This is a genomic window from Pseudomonas sp. MS646 (assembly GCF_036693845.1).
Taxonomy (GTDB): Bacteria; Pseudomonadota; Gammaproteobacteria; order Pseudomonadales; family Pseudomonadaceae; genus Aquipseudomonas; species Aquipseudomonas chlororaphis_E.
The window spans coordinates 1,586,084-1,602,729 of record NZ_CP144763.1 but is presented as its reverse complement, the minus strand read 5'-3'; the positions used below and the strand labels follow the sequence as shown (position 1 = coordinate 1,602,729).

General features: G+C 62.9%; 17 protein-coding genes. 5 read left to right on the top strand and 12 right to left on the bottom strand.

From position 1 onward, the window contains the following. Positions 1-43 precede the first annotated feature (43 nt). The 3 genes from V3H56_RS07160 to V3H56_RS07150 all read left to right on the top strand — a co-directional run bounded on the left by V3H56_RS07160 (position 44) and on the right by V3H56_RS07150 (position 1,571). Positions 44-418, top strand: coding sequence for a YajD family HNH nuclease (locus V3H56_RS07160; protein WP_003184246.1), 375 nt, complete (start codon positions 44-46; stop codon positions 416-418). A 227-nt stretch (positions 419-645) separates the two neighbouring features. Then, positions 646-1,116, top strand: a complete 471-nt coding sequence (locus V3H56_RS07155) for an RNA methyltransferase (protein WP_003198862.1) — start codon at positions 646-648, stop codon at positions 1,114-1,116. A gap of 77 nt (positions 1,117-1,193) precedes the next feature. Next, positions 1,194-1,571: a DUF2892 domain-containing protein gene (locus V3H56_RS07150; protein ID WP_042729667.1), complete on the top strand. Its 378-nt coding sequence runs from the start codon at positions 1,194-1,196 to the stop codon at positions 1,569-1,571. A gap of 120 nt (positions 1,572-1,691) precedes the next feature. Here the strand turns inward: V3H56_RS07150 and V3H56_RS07145 are convergent, their stop codons facing one another. Then, the gene (locus tag V3H56_RS07145) at positions 1,692-2,921 is read right to left on the bottom strand and encodes a hypothetical protein (protein ID WP_338474389.1); all 1,230 of its coding nucleotides are present in this window, start codon (positions 2,919-2,921) and stop codon (positions 1,692-1,694) included. A 30-nt stretch (positions 2,922-2,951) separates the two neighbouring features. Further along, entirely contained in the window at positions 2,952-3,401 is a 450-nt protein-coding gene (locus V3H56_RS07140; RefSeq protein ID WP_042729665.1) for a YcgN family cysteine cluster protein, read from the bottom strand. Positions 3,402-3,561: 160 nt separating this feature from the next. Between V3H56_RS07140 and V3H56_RS07135 the strand changes: the two genes are divergently transcribed. After that, positions 3,562-4,155 (top strand): nitroreductase family protein, encoded by a 594-nt coding sequence (locus tag V3H56_RS07135; RefSeq protein ID WP_042729664.1) that lies wholly within the window; start codon positions 3,562-3,564, stop codon positions 4,153-4,155. 124 nt (positions 4,156-4,279) lie between these two features. On the opposite strand, the gene V3H56_RS07130 is transcribed toward V3H56_RS07135, so the two are convergent. The 6 genes from V3H56_RS07130 to V3H56_RS07105 all read right to left on the bottom strand — a co-directional run bounded on the left by V3H56_RS07130 (position 4,280) and on the right by V3H56_RS07105 (position 10,814). Then, positions 4,280-5,212 carry a D-2-hydroxyacid dehydrogenase gene (locus tag V3H56_RS07130; RefSeq protein ID WP_047739231.1) on the bottom strand — a complete coding sequence of 311 codons (933 nt, stop codon included), beginning with the start codon at positions 5,210-5,212 and terminating at the stop codon, positions 4,280-4,282. A 122-nt stretch (positions 5,213-5,334) separates the two neighbouring features. Next, positions 5,335-5,628 carry a YcgL domain-containing protein gene (locus V3H56_RS07125; protein WP_042729662.1) on the bottom strand — a complete coding sequence of 98 codons (294 nt, stop codon included), beginning with the start codon at positions 5,626-5,628 and terminating at the stop codon, positions 5,335-5,337. Then, positions 5,625-6,758, bottom strand: a complete 1,134-nt coding sequence (gene rnd / locus V3H56_RS07120; protein ID WP_047739232.1) for a ribonuclease D — start codon at positions 6,756-6,758, stop codon at positions 5,625-5,627. The genes V3H56_RS07125 and rnd overlap by 4 nt, the downstream gene beginning before the upstream one ends. Positions 6,759-6,879: 121 nt before the next feature. Next, positions 6,880-7,521 carry a class I SAM-dependent methyltransferase gene (locus V3H56_RS07115; protein WP_338474388.1) on the bottom strand — a complete coding sequence of 214 codons (642 nt, stop codon included), beginning with the start codon at positions 7,519-7,521 and terminating at the stop codon, positions 6,880-6,882. 69 nt (positions 7,522-7,590) lie between these two features. Then, complete coding sequence (locus V3H56_RS07110; RefSeq protein ID WP_042729659.1) at positions 7,591-9,240, bottom strand: phosphoethanolamine--lipid A transferase; 1,650 nt, start codon at positions 9,238-9,240, stop codon at positions 7,591-7,593. A gap of 191 nt (positions 9,241-9,431) precedes the next feature. Further along, complete coding sequence (locus tag V3H56_RS07105) at positions 9,432-10,814, bottom strand: glutamine synthetase family protein (protein WP_042729658.1); 1,383 nt, start codon at positions 10,812-10,814, stop codon at positions 9,432-9,434. Positions 10,815-11,325: 511 nt separating this feature from the next. Here V3H56_RS07105 and V3H56_RS07100 point away from each other — a divergent pair. Next, positions 11,326-12,249, top strand: a complete 924-nt coding sequence (locus V3H56_RS07100; RefSeq protein ID WP_047739233.1) for a LysR family transcriptional regulator — start codon at positions 11,326-11,328, stop codon at positions 12,247-12,249. Positions 12,250-12,261: 12 nt separating this feature from the next. Here V3H56_RS07100 and V3H56_RS07095 read toward each other — a convergent pair whose 3' ends face one another. From V3H56_RS07095 to V3H56_RS07080, 4 genes are all read right to left on the bottom strand, one after another. Beyond that, the gene (locus V3H56_RS07095) at positions 12,262-12,627 is read right to left on the bottom strand and encodes a 5-carboxymethyl-2-hydroxymuconate Delta-isomerase (protein ID WP_042729656.1); all 366 of its coding nucleotides are present in this window, start codon (positions 12,625-12,627) and stop codon (positions 12,262-12,264) included. Between the two features lie 100 nt (positions 12,628-12,727). Next, complete coding sequence (locus tag V3H56_RS07090) at positions 12,728-13,651, bottom strand: LysR family transcriptional regulator (protein WP_042729655.1); 924 nt, start codon at positions 13,649-13,651, stop codon at positions 12,728-12,730. A gap of 536 nt (positions 13,652-14,187) precedes the next feature. Next, positions 14,188-16,272: a DUF6311 domain-containing protein gene (locus V3H56_RS07085; protein WP_338474387.1), complete on the bottom strand. Its 2,085-nt coding sequence runs from the start codon at positions 16,270-16,272 to the stop codon at positions 14,188-14,190. Next, positions 16,269-16,643 (bottom strand): GtrA family protein, encoded by a 375-nt coding sequence (locus V3H56_RS07080; protein WP_338474774.1) that lies wholly within the window; start codon positions 16,641-16,643, stop codon positions 16,269-16,271. The genes V3H56_RS07085 and V3H56_RS07080 overlap by 4 nt, the downstream gene beginning before the upstream one ends. Positions 16,644-16,646 lie beyond the last annotated feature (3 nt).

The window sequence follows — 16,646 nt, the reverse complement described above, 5'->3', positions numbered from 1 at the left end:
AACTGCATTCAACCGTCATTTGTCTTTTCTACAAGGTGAACCCATGAGTTCGTCAACGCCACCGTCCAACACCGCCAAGCTGGACCGCATCCTCGCCGACGCCCAGCGCGACCGGGAAATGGGCTACCGCGACAAGGCCCTGAAAATGTACCCCCACGTCTGCGGCCGCTGCGCCCGTGAATTTTCCGGCAAGCGCCTGAGCGAGCTGACCGTTCACCACCGCGACCACAACCACGACAACAACCCGCAGGACGGTTCCAACTGGGAACTGCTGTGCCTGTACTGCCACGACAACGAGCACTCGCGCTACACCGACCAGCAGTACTTCGGCGACGGCTCCCTCAGCACGCCGAAAATCGCCAAGGCGACCCACAACCCCTTCGCCGCGCTGGCTGGGTTGATGAAGAAGGACGAGTGATCGGCAAGGGCCTGACAGCCTCTTCAGGGGCTGTCAGGGCCTCTTCGCGAGCAAGCTCGCTCCCACAGTGGATCGAGGTGTACACAGAAGCTCACGTACGCCGATAGCCCCCTGTGGGAGCGAGCTTGCTCGCGAAAGCGGTCCGACAGTCACCGCCAATCTCGAAACTGCCGCCCCTCCCCCATTCCCCGTATAATCTCGCCTTTTTCCCCAAAGGCACCCCGCCCGTGGCCAACAAACGCTACAGCTGCATCGGTCTGTTCAACCCAAAGTCACCGGAAAACGTCGGTTCGGTCATGCGCGCCGCCGGCTGCTACGGCGTGGCGTCGGTGTTCTACACCGGCAAGCGCTACGAGCGCGCCGCCGACTTCGTCACCGACACCAAGAAAGTCCACTACGACATTCCACTGATCGGCATCGACGACCTGAAGAAAATCCTGCCCCTGGGCTGCGTACCGGTGGCCGTGGAACTGGTGGAAGGCGCCCGTCCGCTGCCCGAATACACCCACCCGGACCGGGCCCTGTACATCTTCGGCCCCGAAGACGGCTCGCTGGACAAGGACATCCGCGACTGGTGCGAAGACGTGGTGTACATCCCGACCACGGGCTGTATGAACCTGGCCGCCACCGTCAACGTCGTGCTGTACGACCGCATGGCCAAAGGCAACAACACCCGCTCCGGTCCGCAATTCCGCTGACCGGCGTCAAATCCGATTGAACAAGGCAAACGCTCGGGCAGTCAGCTTTATACCAATCCCCACACTGGAGACAGATCATGAGCGATAACAATCCATTCGAGCCGATTCAGAGCACCCCTTTCCAATCCCACCCGCGGCAGAACGTGCACGGCTGGGAGCGCATCGGCTCGCTGGCCGGTGGGGTGCTGATGATGGGCAAGGGCTTGCGCCGTGGCGGGGTGATCGGGCTGGCTCAACTGGCCATTGGCGGCATGGCACTGGCGCGGGGCATCACCGGGCATTGCTCGGCCAAGTCGCTGTTGGAAAAGAATCGCCAGAACCTCGACAACGCCCGGGCCCGGATTGAACAGGCCGGCGAGGAGCTGAGCCGCATGAAGGCCAACGCCGAAGCGGCGACGAGCACGGCTACGGTGACGGGGAATGATTCGCTGGTTTCGCCCAAAGCCGGGCTCTGATCTTTTGCGCCGGGGCTGATGGCCCCACCGCGAGCAGGCTCGCGCCTACAGTGTCTCGGCCACAAGACCGCAGAACACCGTTGATCCCCTGAGGGAACGAGCCAGCTCGCGAAAGCGCCGTCACTGAAGCAAGCGGTTATCCAGGACGGTGGAAGCGCCCTCCAGGATGCTTTCGCTGAGCTGCACGAACTCCTCGGTATCGACCGTCTCCAGCCGCATCGCCCCTTGCAGCACATCGTCCAGCGAACGCTTGTTACGGGTTTTCAGGCGGATCTCACGGTCCAGTTCCTGCAACAGCAGGACCGCCTTGGCCACCATCGCGGGGCTGATCTGCTCGCCGCGCAAGGTCGTGACACCATGGCTGTCCCGAGCGAGCCGGTCATTGAGGGCCTGATAGCGCTCGTCACTCAGGCCGCCGGCGCGACGCAGCAGTTCGATCGCATAGAACTCCGTCAGCCCCTCGCTGATCCAGTCGCTGCGATCACGGTCGTTAACCCGCGCCAGCACTTGCATCAACTCGCGCAACAGCGGGCTGCTGCCCCGCTCGCTCACCAGCGGCGGACGGCTGTGCAGGTAGATCGATTCGTGGGCGCCCTGGGCACCGCGCCATAACGGGTCGCCCGCGCCAACGATCAGCAGCTTGGCGGGATGACGCGGCACCACGGCCTGCACCTGCGGCCAGACGAACGTCAGCAGCGTCAGCACGTCCATCCGGCGCATGCCCTGGCCTTGAGGCGAGGCCACCGTCACTTCGGTCTCCCCCAGGCGTGTGCGGCGGCTGCCGAGTTTGCCGGCGAGCATCCAGCCGGTAGGCCGGTCGAAAAGGCGCGAGGGGTTGTCGATGCGAAAACGTTGTTTGCCGATGCGCGGCCACGGCGTCTCGATGCTTTTCCAGCCGTCGGGCAACTCGACTTCCAGGCGCGCGACCAATTCGACACCGTCCTGCTGGTCGAGCTTGGCCGACGGCACCAGGTCGTCGCCGCGAAACAGGGCCCAGGTCGGAGTCATGCGGGTTTCGAAGGTGCCATTCTTGCGCGTATGGCTGATGCGCACCCGGTAGCTCAGGCTGGCCTTGTCGGCTGTCGGCCGCCAGACACCCCGGGCGTGCTTGCCGGGGGTCAGTTGCCACTGGCCGTCGGCCTTGAAATCACTGTAGCGGCTGCCGTCGTCGAGGTCGAAATCCAGGCTGCGCACCGCCGAACCGCGGGCCAGCGTCAGGCGCACTTCGGCCTGGTCGCTCTGGGGCAGCAGGTGCACGTGATAATCCAGGTCGACTTTCTGCGCCGCCCACAAAGGGCCACACACGACCAGGCACCCGGCCGCCAGCATCCGTTTCAATCCTGCAGCCATGGGTTCTCCCTGGTAGCGATGCCCGGCGGCTCAGCCGGCGCGAAAAATCAGATGATCTTCCCAATCTTCTTCGGGCACGCTGCCTTCGGCCAGCATGCGCCCGGACTGGGAAATGCGTTCGTGGTGCACCGCATCGCGATCACCGCAGACAAGGTGGTGCCACAGCGGCAGGTCCTTGCCCTCGCTGACCAGCCGATAACCGCAGGTCGGTGGCAGCCACTTGAACTCATCGGCCTTGCCCGGGGTAAGTTGAATGCAATCGGGAACGAACGCACGGCGGTTGGCATAGTCGCTGCACTGGCAGGTCTTGAGGTCCAGCAGTTTGCAGGCGATGCGCGTGTAGTAGACGCTGTTGTCTTCTTCGTCTTCGAGCTTTTGCAGGCAGCACAGGCCGCAGCCGTCGCACAGCGATTCCCATTCCTGGGCATCCAGCTGATCGAGGGTTTTGCGTATCCAGAACGGTTCGACTTTGGCGGCCATGGCTCAAGCATCAACATCAGGTGGTGAAAAGGCCGACAGTCTAGTGCCCGGGCTGCTTCAGGCCAAGCATTGGCGACTGTCGGTAGGCGGGGTCTTGTCAGGCCGCACGCCGCGACGTAGGTTGTTGCGACATTTTCCAAACAGCCCTGTCAGGTGAGTCATGAGCGCCAATTCCCGCATCGCCGATTACGCCATTCATCCGCAGTTCATCGAACGCTGGTCGCCCCGCGCCTTTACGGGCGAAAGCATTGCCGAAGACACCCTGCTGGGCTTTTTCGAAGCCGCGCGCTGGGCGCCATCGGCCTACAACTCGCAACCGTGGCGGTTCTTGTACGCGCGCCGTGACACGCCGAACTGGGAGCGCTTCCTGGGCCTGCTCAACGAATTCAACCGCAGCTGGGCCCAGCATGCCTCGGCGCTGGTGATCATCGTGTCGAAGACCACCTTCGCCGTACCCGGCGCCACCGAAGAAACCCCGGCGCAGAGCCACGCCTTCGACACCGGCGCGGCCTGGGGCCACCTGGCGCTGCAAGCCAGCCTCAGCGGCTGGCACACCCACGGCATGGCCGGGTTCGATCAGGCACTGACCCGCCAGGAGCTGAAGATCCCCGAGGGCTATGACCTGCACGCGGCCGTGGCGATTGGCAAGCTGGGGGACAAATCCACCCTGGCCGAGTACCTCCAGGCCCGCGAAACCCCTAGCCCGCGCCGGCCGTTGAGCGAACTGGTGGCCGAAGGCGATTTCACTCTGTAACCCGCCACACAATCCCCCTGTGGGAGCGGGCTTGCTCGCGAAGGCGATGTGTCAGCCAACATTGACTCTGGCTGAACCACCGCCTTCGCGAGCAAGCCCGCTCCCACAAGATTGATCGGTGATTTCAGTAACCCCGAGTGAAATCCACTTCCCCGCGCAGTGCCTCGCCGGCCTGGTAGGCCCGCAGGTTTTCCAGGAACAGTTGCGCCATCATCGGTGGCGAGGTCGGGGCGGAGCTGTGGCCGGTGAGCAGCAGGCCCCAGGCAGTCCAGAATGGGTGGCGTTGCGGCAGCGGCTCCTGGCGGCAGACGTCGATCACCGCGCCGGCCAGGTGCCCTTCCTTCAGGGCCTCGACCAGGTCCGCATCCACCACCGCCACGCCGCGTCCGACGTTGATGAACAGACCGCTGGGCTTGAACTGCTTGAATAACGCCGCATCGTACACATCATGGGTGTCGGGCGTGTTGGGCAGCAGGTTGATGACGTAGTCCGCCTCCCCCACCAGCCGCGGCAGATCCTCCAGCGCTCCCACTTCGACGAACGGCGCCTGCTCGCGGGCCTCGCTGGCAATGCCATACAACTGCACGCCAAACGGCAGCAGGAACTGCGCCACGCGCTGGCCGATATCGCCCGTACCGACGATCAACACCTTGCGCCCCACCAGGCCCTGTCCCTGGCGGTTGTCCCATTTGCGCTCCACCTGGCTGACCAGGCGCGCCAGGACCTCGCGCTCATGGCCGAGCATGTAGGTGAGCACGTATTCGGCCATCACCTGACCGAAAATGCCCACCGCCCGGGTCAGGCGGTAGTCGCGGGTCAAGCCTTCGGCAAGCAACGGCGTGATGCCGGCCCAGGTCGACTGCAACCACTGCGGCTGGTGGCCTTGGCGCAACAGTGTGGCGAGCAGGTCGGGCTGGCCGAGCCAGACCGGGCAATCGGCGGCCAGCCGCGACAGTTCGGCGGAATCGCCGCTGGTCAGGACTTCAAGATCGGGGGCAGCCTGGCGCAGCAGTTGGGCGTATACCGCATGATCGTGTTCGGCAATCAGAACGCGCATGAATCAAACCTTTCAAAAACAGTACAGACGACCGCCGGCGGAGCGTTTTCCGCCCTGGGGTCATCATCGATAAATCCATTCCAGTGTTTCAAGCGCCCCAGGACGGGGCCTCGGGGTACCTGTCAGACCGGGTCGTTACGGCGCAGCAACTCTTCGGGCAGATGCTCGATGTACTCGTCTTCGGCGGGCGGCATCTGCAAGTGGTAGCCCTGGGTATCGAGGTTTTCCAGCACCCGGTTGATGTCCTCCCGGGACAGCTGTCGCTCCGGGGTCAGGACCAGGTCAAAGGCATGGATCGCCTTGCCGAAGGCCGCCATCAACGGCTCGGGGACCCGCGCCAGTGCATCGCTCTTGAGCACATACAGGTACATCTCGTTTTTCTTCGAGCTTCGGTAGATGGAGCAGATACGTTTCAAGGCTGTTCTCCGGCAGTGGCCAGGCTGTCGAGCAGCGCCTGGCCCATCAATTCGCGGCGCCAGCCACGCAGCGAATCGGGCAATTGGTAAGGGCCCTCGGGAAAGCCGCTCTTGATCAGGGCTTCGAGGGTTTTCTTGCGCAGCATCAGCTCCGGGGCAATCCCCAGGCGTTCCGCTTCGGCCTGCCCCAGTGCCCGCAGGCGCTTGACCAGGGCCGCGGCCTCGATCGGCAACGGCTCGGCCACGGCTGGCGGCCATTGGTCGGGCGGTACGCTGCCGGCGCGCTGGATCAGGTCCAGCAGGAACTCGCCGTCCTGGCGCACAGTGCGCGGGTGCATGTCTTCGATTTTAGCCAACGCCCCGAGGTTATCCGGCTGCGTGCGGGCCAGGGGCCACAGCGAATGCTCACGGATGATGCGGTTGCGCGGCAGGTCGCGGGCACGCGCCTCACGCTCGCGCCAGGCACACAGCTCGCGCAGCACGGCCAATTGGGCGCGGGAGAGTTTCCAGGCCAGCTTGGCTTCGCGGTACACCTCATACGGGTCGATTTCACGACGCAGGTTGGCCACCAGTTCGGCACCATCCTCCAGGACCCAGGCGTATTTTTCATCGGACAGTTTCGGACGCAGTTGTACGAAAACTTCCGCCAGATGCAGCGCATCTTCGGCGGCGTAGCTGATCTGCGTCTCGGACAAGGGCCGTTGCAACCAGTCGGAACGGGTCTCACCCTTGGGCAGGTCGATCCCCAGCACGTCCTGCACCAGGCGCGAGTACCCCATGGAGAACCCCAGGTTCAGGTACGCGGCGGCCAGTTGGGTGTCGAACAACGGCGCGGGCAGGCTGCCCGTCAGGCGCAGCAGCACTTCAAGGTCTTCGCTGCAGGCGTGCAGCACCTTGAGCACCGCCGGGTTCTCCAGCAGTGCGGCCAGGGGTTGCCAGTTGTCGATGGTCAAGGGGTCGATCAGGTAGGCGCGCTTGCCATCGCCGATCTGCAGCAAGCCGGCAATCGGGTAAAAGGTGTCGACCCGCATGAATTCGGTGTCGAGGGCGACGAAGGGCAACTGCTGCCATTCGGCGCAAAACTGACCGAGGCTATCGTTGTCGCGAATCCAGTGAATATCGATGGCCACACGGCTCTCCCTTGAAGAATGGCGCGCAGTATATATCGCCGCCGGCGATTGCGAGCATTCGTAGAGCCAGAGCCTGAGAGAAATTGCCCGCGCAAACGCAAGAATAGTCCTACATTACGAACTAACTGGTCTTACGCAATACATATACCCGCGTCAGTGCAAAACCGGGCAGGAAATCCTGGTGCCACACCACGTTGAAACCGGCCTTTCGGAATTCGGTCTCGATGTCCGCCTTGCCGGCGAGTTTGCGCGGCGAAGAATGGCCGATCTTCAGACGGCCCTCGATTTGCACCGAAACGATCACCGTGTCGCGGCTGACCCGATAAAACTCGCGCAACAAGGCCAGGCGATGCTCGCTGGCGCTGACGTGCCGAAACAGTTGCAGGCAAAAAATACAATCCACCGCGTTGGCCGAGAGCCCGATGGTGAACGCCGAACTGGGAAACGTCCTGACCCGCTGGAGCAGCGCGCCACCATGGTGGGTGAGCGCGTGCTCGAGCATGTCCGGCGATGGGTCCGCCGCCAGGATCACCCGGTTGGCATGCTCAGCCAGCACCGGCCAGAACCGCCCGGCCCCGCATGCCACATCCAGCACCAACCCCGGTTCACCAGCCACTTTCAGGGCGTTGCGCACCATGTGCTCATCCCGCCAGAACGCCAGGCGCAGCCGTCGAGGCGCCGGTTGGCAGCAGACCTGCGCATGCTCCTGGTCGTGCTGCCTGGCGAACTCAAGCTCGACGGTGGAAGGGGGTAACGCGGACATACGAACGGCTCTTGGGAAATGGATGACAGACAGGTTAACCGGCGTCGCGTGAAAAAAAGGTGTAGGCACTCACTCGCGCGCCAACACGCCGTCGATGACCGCGCCGCGGCAATTGGCGAACAGGTCCAGGTCCGGGTTGTAGACCTTGCTGCTGACCTCCAGCAGCCCGAGCATCGAATGGAACAGGTTGTCTTGGCTCAGGGGTTTCTCCCGGCTCAGTTGCAAGCAATGGGTGTCGACCGAGAACGCCTTCTGATAGCTGTCGGAAAACCAGGCGAGCATCGCCACGTGCTTCTGTTGTTCCGGGGCGAGCATGTAGGGCGTGCCATGGAGGAACAGGTTGTACTCGCCCAGGGACTCGCCATGGTCCGACAGGTAGAGCATGGCCGTGTCGACCTTGTCCTGGTTGGCCCGCAGCAGGTCGATCAGCGTCGACAGCACATGGTCGGTGTACACCAACGTATTGTCGTAGCCGTTGACGATGCTCTCGCGGCTGCAATTGTTCAGCGCATTGCTCTCGCACACCGGAGTGAAGTGCTCGTACTCCTTGGGGTAGCGCTTGAAGTACTCAGGCCCGTGGCTGCCCATCTGGTGCAGCACCAGCACGGTGTCTTTGTCGAGGTTGTCGATGAAGTGCTGCAGACCCTGCAACAGGATTTCGTCGCGGCACTCGCTGTTGGCGCACAGCGCCGGATCCTTGAGGTTGCTCACATCCTGCAATGTGACGCGGTCGCAGGTACCCTTGCAGCCAGACTGGTTGTCGCGCCAGATCACCTCCAGCCCGGCACGCTTGAGCACGTCCAGCAGGCCTTCTTCATTCCTGGCCTTGCTGGCGTCGTAGTTCTTGCGCCCCATGTTGGAGAACATGCACGGCACCGACACGGCGGTCTCGGTCCCGCAGGAATGCACATCGGTGAAGGCGATCAGGCCGGCTTCCTTATCCAGGTTCGGGGTGGTGTCGCGGTTGTAGCCGAGGATGCCGAAGTTCTCGGCCCGGGCGCTCTCCCCCACCACCAGCACCGTCAGGGATTTGCGCCCGTGGGTTTGCCAGGCCGGGTTGCGGCTGGCGTCCTCACCCACGGCGATGAAGGGTTGCTTGGCCGACGCGACCTGTTCGCGCAAGTAGCCGACGGTCGCCCCGATGTAGTTGCTGGGCACGACCATCAGGCGCAATTCGTGGTGGTTGCGAAACAACGACGACAACCCTTGGTAGTTGACCAACGCGACGCCACCGATCACCGCCGCCGACGCCACGCCGACCAACAACTTACTTAATAACTCCCTTGGCCAGCGACGATAGTTGATCGGTGTCTTGAACAATAACCAGGACGGCACGACACCCAGTAAAACGATGTAGGCAAACAACTTCAGCGACAATAGGTCGCGGACTTCCGTGGCATTGGTTTCGGCAAAGTTGCGCAGCATCCCGGCATCGATCAGCACGCCATACTGCGCCATGAAATAGGCCACGCCGGCGCTGATCATGAACAGCAGTATCAACACCGGCTTGAGCAGCGGCCGGAACGCCACGAGCGTCAACACCAGGTTGAAGGCGCAGAAGATCATCACGCCAAAGGCCAGGCACATCAGCAGGCCCCGGGCGTCCGCCGTGGTGATCGCCAGCAAGTGTTGCCAGAGCACAATGTTGAAGCCCACTAACAAGAAGGCACTGGCCACCAGTGTCACCCACTCCGGGCGCACGGCTTTAATAGTCGGCATGATGATTGACGGTTTCCTGAAAGTTGCTCTTTGAAAAAGAAGTGCCGCAGGTGAATGTGAAAAATTCATTCCCTACGGCAACACAAACTTTAAGTAGGCCACCATCAATTTTTCGTGAAAAAGTTGCTATTAAATAATTTTTTAAGCAACACGCCGCACGGGGCGCATGCCCCGCGCGGCTTGCCCGGGCGTCAGGCGTGATGCAAGTACCAACGCCAGTCCTGCTCGCCCACCTCCCCCATGAACTGGCGGTACTCGGCGCGCTTGACCGCTAGATAAACATTGAGAAACTCATCGCCAAACGCTTCCCGCGCCCAGGTCGATGCCTCCAGGGCACTCAGGGTGGTAAGCCAGTCGGTGGGCAACAACGCGGTCGCCTGGGCATAACCATTGCCTTCGACAGGCGCCCCGGGATCGCACTGCTGGCGTATGCCGTGATGGATACCGGCCAATATCGCCGCGGCCGCCAGGTACGGGTTGGCGTCTGCGCCGCAGATGCGGTGTTCGATGTGCCGGGACGAAGCGGGACCGCCCGGCACCCTCAGGCTCACGGTGCGATTGTCCACGCCCCAGGTCGCCGCCAGCGGCGCGTAGCTGTGGCTTTGGAAGCGTCGGTAGGAGTTGGCGTTCGGGCAGAACATCAGCAACGAGTCGAACAAGGTTTCGAGCATCCCGCCCACCGCATGGCGCAACAACGGCGTGCCCTCGGCGGCTTCGCTGGCGAACAGGTTGTGGCCCTTCTCGTCCGCCAGGCTGACATGCATGTGCAGGCCGGAACCTGCCAAGTGGGCGAAAGGCTTGGCCATGAAGCACGCGGCCATGCCGTGTTTATGCGCCACGCCCTTGACCAGCCGCTTGTAGCGCACCGCTTCGTCCATGGCCTGCAAGGCATCGGCGCGATGCTCGAGGGTGATCTCCACCTGGCCCGGCGCGTACTCGGAAATCGCGGTCCGGGCGGGAATCCCCTGGAGCTTGCATGCGGCATAAAGGTCCGCCAGGAACGGTTCGATCTGTTCCAGCTCACGCAAACCATAGACCTGGGTCGCACTCGGGCGAGCACCGTCAGCATCCCGCGCCGGTTGCGGCCGCCCCTGGCTGTCGCGTTGCGCGTCCAGCAGGTAGAACTCCAACTCCGCCGCCATCACCGGGTAATAGCCGTCCGCCTGCAAGGCCGCGATCACCCGGCTGAGCAGGTAGCGCGGATCGGCGACGGTCGCGGGCATTCCCTCCTCGGGGTGCATGCTGACCTGCACCGCAGCCGTGGGGATCAGCCGCCAGGGCAGGCGCTGCAAGCTGCCGCTGAGGGGATAGGCCCGGCAATCGATGTCGCCGACGTCCCACACCAGCCCGGAGTTTTCCACGTCGTCGCCATTGAGGGTCAGCCCGAGAATCGTGCTGGGCAGCGGCCGGCCACTGGTGTAGACCGCCCGCAATTCGTCCCGGTGCAACAACTTGCCGCGAGGCACGCCGTTGTTGTCGAGAATGAACAGCTCGAACAGTTCGATATCGGGGTTTTCGGTGAGGAAGGCGTCGGCGTGCTGCACTGACGCGAAGGGTGTCTTGGCAAGGTTCATCACAAGGCTCGTATGGTCATGTCGGACAGGCGCCCAGGCGCCGTCAACCCGTGCTCGCATGGGCAAGCACCGTGAAGGGATCAACAGGAAATACGGCAGTCCGGAGGCCGGGCATGGCGACAATGCCAGAGTGCCCAGAAGGCCAGTTCCGAAGGCAGCGCGCTCAGCGAGGGCGTCGCGACGCAGCGCGGCCCCAGGGCAGTCGGTGACGAGTACGGGTTTGCTGAAGGCCAACCGTCCATGAGCGCATCACTGAAAAACAGGTCCGAGCAGCGTCCCACGACAACCTACAGACGTTAAACATTGATTTGATGGAGTTCGGATCGGGCCGAGCTAAACAATGAATCATCGACCCGGGCGTTGATCGACGCGTCGTATTCCCTACATTATGTGTCCCACTGCCGACCGTGAAACGGCCTGCCCGGCATTCTCTTGGGACCATCGTTCCGTTACGATCATCAGCCTGGTTTGCGCAAGATCCGCGCAAGGAGCACAGCGAGAGACAGAAAGGATGCTGAACAGTAACTCCCTCAGAAAGCTCGATATGCAAGACCTCATGGTGTTTAGCGCCGTGTACGAGCAAAGCAGCGTCACCGGCGTGTCCGAGGCGCTGTGTGTCAGCCAGTCCACTGTCAGCTACTGCCTGAAGAAACTGCGAACCTGTTTCGAAGACGAGCTGTTTATCAACACCCGCACCGGCATGCGTCCTACCTACAAGGCCGAGGGCATGTACGACCACGTGCGCGCCATTTTGCAAAGCATCAACCTGTGCCACGCCGGTACGCCAACGTTCGATCCGACCCGGCAGGCCATCACGTTCAATATCTGCGCGCCGGAGTATTTCGAGCACGTGATCCTGCCGCAGTTGCTGCGAAACTTCGACTACGCCGACCTGCCCGTGGTGGTCAACGTGCACAAGCTCGAAGCCGATATTCCTGCCGAAGAACTGCGAGACGGCAGCCTCGACCTGGTGATCTGCTTTGGTCCGAACTTCCACAGCAACCACGCCGACTTCAAATCCCGGCAGTTGCTGGAGGAAGAGCTGGTGTGTGTCGTGGACAAGCGGGCGACGCCACTGGAGCCGCAACTGAGCCTTCAATCATTCGTACAGCGCCGGCACGTTTTTCCGACACCCTGGATGTCATCCAGCAACATGGTGGACGGCTGGCTGTCGCAGCAGGCGCACCAGCGCCAGATTGCCGCACGAGCCAACAGCTACAGCGCCGCGCTGAAGATGATCACCGGCACCGACTTCATCCTGACTCTGCCTCGCCGCATCCAGAAACTGCTGGCGAACGAGGCGATCTTCAATCACCACGAAGTGCCCAAGGGGCTGCCGGGTTTTACCTTGAACATGCAATGGAGCCAGGCCGCCGACCAGGACAGCGCCAATGCCTGGCTGCGCGAACAGATCATCAAGGCCTGCGCCGGGTAAGGCGCCCGACGCTCAACGCTCGATCAAGGCCTTGGCGTACGGGCCGCGATCGATGTCGAGGATTTCCGCACACAGTTGCACGGACACGCCTTCCGGCCAAGGACCCAGCTCCTGGATCACCGCCAGCAGGCTGTCGGCCAGTTGCTTCTTGATTTCCGGCGAGCGACCGCTCAACAGCGCCAGCTTCACGTGCACGAAAGCGCGCTCGCCCAGACCGGTGCCGACCCGAAACGTTTCCACCTTCATGGCCCGGCTCTTGATGTCCGACTCCGCCGCGAACTGACCGGACGCCACCAGCGCATTATTGAGGCGCAACAGGGCGACCTCGGGCTTGAGCTCGGGCAGGTTGGCGGTGTACTCCATGTGCAGGTGGGGCATGTATTCGACTCCGGTTCGAGAATGACGAGGTGATGAAACCTGGCAACCATAGCTCGACTTTCGTCTGTGCGGCAGTTTTTTGTTTCGTCGTCCGGCGAGCTCAGGAACGCCCTGGCGCGATGCGTTCGCCCATGAACGCCTCCAGCCGGGATCGCAGCCAGCGCTCGGCCGGGTCGCTGTCGACATGGCTCAGCCAGACCATGGACAAGTCCAGGGTGGGGGTCTTGAAGGGAAAAGGTTCACTGAACAACTGGCCCGATGCGGCCATTGCCGCGGCGGTGTAATCCGGCAGGCTGGCGATCAGGTCCGTGCCCGCCAGCAGCGCCGGTAACGCGCTGTACTGCGGCACGGACAGCACCACCTGGCGCGTCCGACCGATCTCGGCCAGCCACTCGTCGGCAAAACCGGCCACGTTGGCGGTGTGGGACACCAGCACATGCGGGCGCGCGCAGTATTCGTCGAGGGTCAGCGGCGTGTCCGATGCATCGGCGCGCAATACCCGGGGCTGGATGTGTCGCAACAATTTGCGTTTGGCATTGGCCGGCAGCCCACGCGTCTGGCTGATGCCCACGGTGATGTCACCCGATGCCAGCAGGTCGGGGATGCGCCAGTAGTCGACGTGCTGGACCACGAACACGATTTGCGGCGCTTCCTGGCGCAGGCTGCTCAGCAAGGGCGGCAGTAGGCCGAACTCGACGTCGTCCGACAGGCCGATGCGAAACGTCATGGTGCTGCTGGCGGGATCGAAATCGTGTGTCAGGCTCAAGGCCACCGACAGCGAGTCCAGGGCCGGCGACAAATGCCGGATGATCTCCTCGGCTCGGGCGGTCGGCTCCATGCGATGGCCGACGCGAATGAACAGCGGGTCGTTGAACATCTTGCGCAAACGGTTCAGGGCCGAGCTGATGGTCGGCTGGCCCAGGAACAACTTCTCCGCCACCCGCGTGACGTTGCGTTCGAGCATCAGCGTTTCGAACACCACCATCAGGTTGATGTCGGCCTTGCGCAATTCGTTGCGATTCATCCACAGCTCCCAATCCCGAACTGGGTGCAGTGTAGAAACGCCGAGGGTTGCGCGTCTATCCACAAAAGGTCCAAGCGCGGGGTTGCAATCATCCACAGACTCCCACCGGCGATCTACGGTGAACACACATCCCGTGCCCACCAACGACCAAAATGTGGGAGCGGACTTGCCCGCGAAGAGGCCGGTCTAGCCAACATCTCCGCCGACTGACACACCGCTTTCGCGGGCAAGCCCGCTCCCACAAGGGATGTGCGATGAACACAAATCTTGTGTCCGCCAAGGGTCAACCTGTGGGAGCGGGCTTGCCCGCGAAGGGGCCGGGCCTGGCCAACCTCTCCATCGACTGACACACCGCTTTCGCGGGCAAGCCCGCTCCCACCGGGGATCTACGGTGAACACACATCTCGTGCCCGCCAACGATCAATCTGTGGGAGCGGGCTTGCCCGCGAAGGGGCCGGTCTATCCAACATCTCCGCCGACTGACACACCGCTTTCGCGGGCAGACTCCCACAGGCCCGCTCCTACAGGATGAGTATTCAGTTCACTGTCAGGGATTTCAGCCCCAACCCCAGGACTCGCTCATCCGTCCTCAACCCCAGCGCCTTGGGGCTGATGGCATCGGGCAAATGGAACTGCACGCGCACCTGGCCTTCCACTTCCATCGCCTCTCGAATGGCGGGTGTCAGCGGCAGCTCGAGGGTGTTGTCCTGCAAGCGAGTGAGCCGCGTCGACAGCACCGCGATACCATTGATCGAAACCTCGACCCGCTGGCTCGTATGCCGGGGCTGGATGAAGGCCGCCGCTTCAATGGCAATCCCGCGGGCCTGGGGTGGTACGCGTAACACCACCTCAGCCGCCATGCCTTCGGACCAGGTGCCCCAATCCTCGACACGACCCCAGCCACTGGTCAGCATCGCATTGGCGCGGTTGAACACTTGGCGCTCACCAAGCCGGGCTTGCACATCCAACGTCTCATCGGCAAATGGCCGGCACTGGGCGCAGGACTTCCAGCCCGGTGCCAGGACCACCAAGCCATCGACACGGGTCAGCAGGTCGGTCTGGCGATGAACGGTTTTCGCCGCCAGGAGCGCGGCGCGGCTGTCGAGGATGTACAGCGAGTCCGCCTCATACTCACCGCTGGCAAGCATCTGGTCGGCGCGCCGTTGGGCCTGTTCGATCTCGCGGGTGCCCATGCGCCCCAGGTAAACGCCGTCGGTTCCCAGCCCATGGCTCAGGGCGTACTGACTGGTCAGCAACCAGTTTTCCGGCTGATTCTGCGGCATCAACGTGCGGACCTTCGAATAATGCCCGGCTGCACTGGCCCAGAACGGATCGCTCATCGAGGTCGGCCAACTCGACGCGGCGGGCTGCATCCGGTTCTTGCGCAGGCCAGCCCAGCCGGCATGGGTATCCAGGACCTGGACCACCAGGGCGATGGCCAGCAGGCATGCCGCCGCCCGCGGCCTGTTGCCCCGGATCACCAGGAAGATCACGACAAACACGATGGCGTAGAACACCGGCCAGAACATCCGACCGGCCGCGCGAAACACATTCGCCGCTTGTTCAAGGCTTTTGGGCAGCCAGTAATGCACCTCCAGCAGGCCGATGCCAAGGTGGTTGGTCAGCGAAAAGAGCGTCAGCCCGATCAGCGCCACCAGCAACAACCACCGGTTACGCACGGCCCTGCCCAGCCCCGTATTGCCTTGCAGCAGGGCCACGCCCGCGCAGATCGCCAGCACCAGGATGCCCAAGCCCAGGTAATTGAAGCCTTCGTAATCCCCCGGCCCCTGGGGGATATCCCGCAACACATGCGACCAGCCGCTGGGGTTGACCAGCGACATGACGTTCAGGCGATACAGGCCATAACCGCCCGCCACGGTCCCGCCGCCCACACTGAAATAACCCGCCTGCCAACAGCAGAACGCAACCAGCAGAAACAGGCCCGCCAGCTCGATCCCGGCACGGCGCCGCGACAAAGTGCCCTGGTGGGTTCGGGTCGCCAGGTCCGCCAGCCAGATCAACGCCACCATCGCCAGCAGGTACGCATGCACCAACGCCGTTGCCGCCAGCAACGCCCCCCACGCCAGCCGACTCTTCTCTGTACCGGGGCGCAGCGCCTGGTACAGCGCCGCCAGGATCAGGAAATGCCCGGACAACGACAGGTGCCCGCCCATGCGCAGGAACATCGGCGGCGAAAACACGAACAGGCCGGTCCCCAGCAACCGCACCCACACCGAGGACGACAACAACCCTGTCAGCTTCCAGGCGAACCAGGCCTGCAGGACAAAACAGGCCAGCAACCAGAAACCGAAATACTGGAAAGTGTCCGGGAGCCAGGCGCTGAAAGGTTTGAACATAAACGCCAGCAGCGGGTTGGAATCGGAAAAGATGATCCCGTTGCCCAACTCCAGCCCATAGGAGGGGTTCATGCCCAGTGGAAAAGTCCAGGGCGAATGGCGGAAAAAGGCCCAGCCCATGTAGTGGGTCGCCGCATCGCCCTCCCCCAGCCAGGCAATGTTCGTCGGGTCGAGCACCCGAGGGCCGATGACCAGCAGAAATGCCAGCGCACCCAGCAGCAGGGGCAATAGGGAAAGCGAGTAGTGCCGGCCGCGAGCGGTCATCGATAGGTCCAGAAATTGTGCAGGATGAAGGTAAACACCGGGATGATCAGCGCTACGGCCGCGATGCCCGCCAGGTAGTCCAGGCCGGCGTTCTGGGCCACCCAGGCCACCAGCATCGCCAGCCAGAACCCGCCGATCGACACCACCACGAAACGAGCGAGGGTGCGACCCTGCAACTGGCTGGAAAAACTCCACAGGGTGTTGATCAGGTAGGAAACGAGAGTGGCGACAATAAAGGCGAAACCATTGGCCAGCGGTGGGTTGGCCATGACCAGGTGCATGAACGCCACGGCGGCCACCACGTGTATCGCGGTGACGAGCAGGCCCGTCAGGCCGAAGCGCAGGGCACGGCGTAGCAACGGCGAATGCATCCA

Excerpts from the sequence above, each read along its gene's own strand:
- V3H56_RS07160 (WP_003184246.1), top strand. The coding sequence starts at position 44 with ATGAGTTCGTCAACGCCACCGTCCAACACCGCCAAGCTGGACCGCATC.
- V3H56_RS07150 (WP_042729667.1), top strand. The coding sequence starts at position 1,194 with ATGAGCGATAACAATCCATTCGAGCCGATTCAGAGCACCCCTTTCCAA.
- V3H56_RS07145 (WP_338474389.1), bottom strand. The coding sequence starts at position 2,921 with ATGGCTGCAGGATTGAAACGGATGCTGGCGGCCGGGTGCCTGGTCGTG.
- V3H56_RS07140 (WP_042729665.1), bottom strand. The coding sequence starts at position 3,401 with ATGGCCGCCAAAGTCGAACCGTTCTGGATACGCAAAACCCTCGATCAG.
- V3H56_RS07135 (WP_042729664.1), top strand. The coding sequence starts at position 3,562 with ATGAGCGCCAATTCCCGCATCGCCGATTACGCCATTCATCCGCAGTTC.
- V3H56_RS07130 (WP_047739231.1), bottom strand. The coding sequence starts at position 5,212 with ATGCGCGTTCTGATTGCCGAACACGATCATGCGGTATACGCCCAACTG.
- V3H56_RS07115 (WP_338474388.1), bottom strand. The coding sequence starts at position 7,521 with ATGTCCGCGTTACCCCCTTCCACCGTCGAGCTTGAGTTCGCCAGGCAG.
- V3H56_RS07110 (WP_042729659.1), bottom strand. The coding sequence starts at position 9,240 with ATGCCGACTATTAAAGCCGTGCGCCCGGAGTGGGTGACACTGGTGGCC.
- V3H56_RS07105 (WP_042729658.1), bottom strand. The coding sequence starts at position 10,814 with ATGAACCTTGCCAAGACACCCTTCGCGTCAGTGCAGCACGCCGACGCC.
- V3H56_RS07100 (WP_047739233.1), top strand. The coding sequence starts at position 11,326 with ATGCTGAACAGTAACTCCCTCAGAAAGCTCGATATGCAAGACCTCATG.
- V3H56_RS07095 (WP_042729656.1), bottom strand. The coding sequence starts at position 12,627 with ATGCCCCACCTGCACATGGAGTACACCGCCAACCTGCCCGAGCTCAAG.
- V3H56_RS07090 (WP_042729655.1), bottom strand. The coding sequence starts at position 13,651 with ATGAATCGCAACGAATTGCGCAAGGCCGACATCAACCTGATGGTGGTG.
- V3H56_RS07085 (WP_338474387.1), bottom strand. The coding sequence starts at position 16,272 with ATGACCGCTCGCGGCCGGCACTACTCGCTTTCCCTATTGCCCCTGCTG.
- V3H56_RS07080 (WP_338474774.1), bottom strand. The coding sequence starts at position 16,643 with ATGCATTCGCCGTTGCTACGCCGTGCCCTGCGCTTCGGCCTGACGGGC.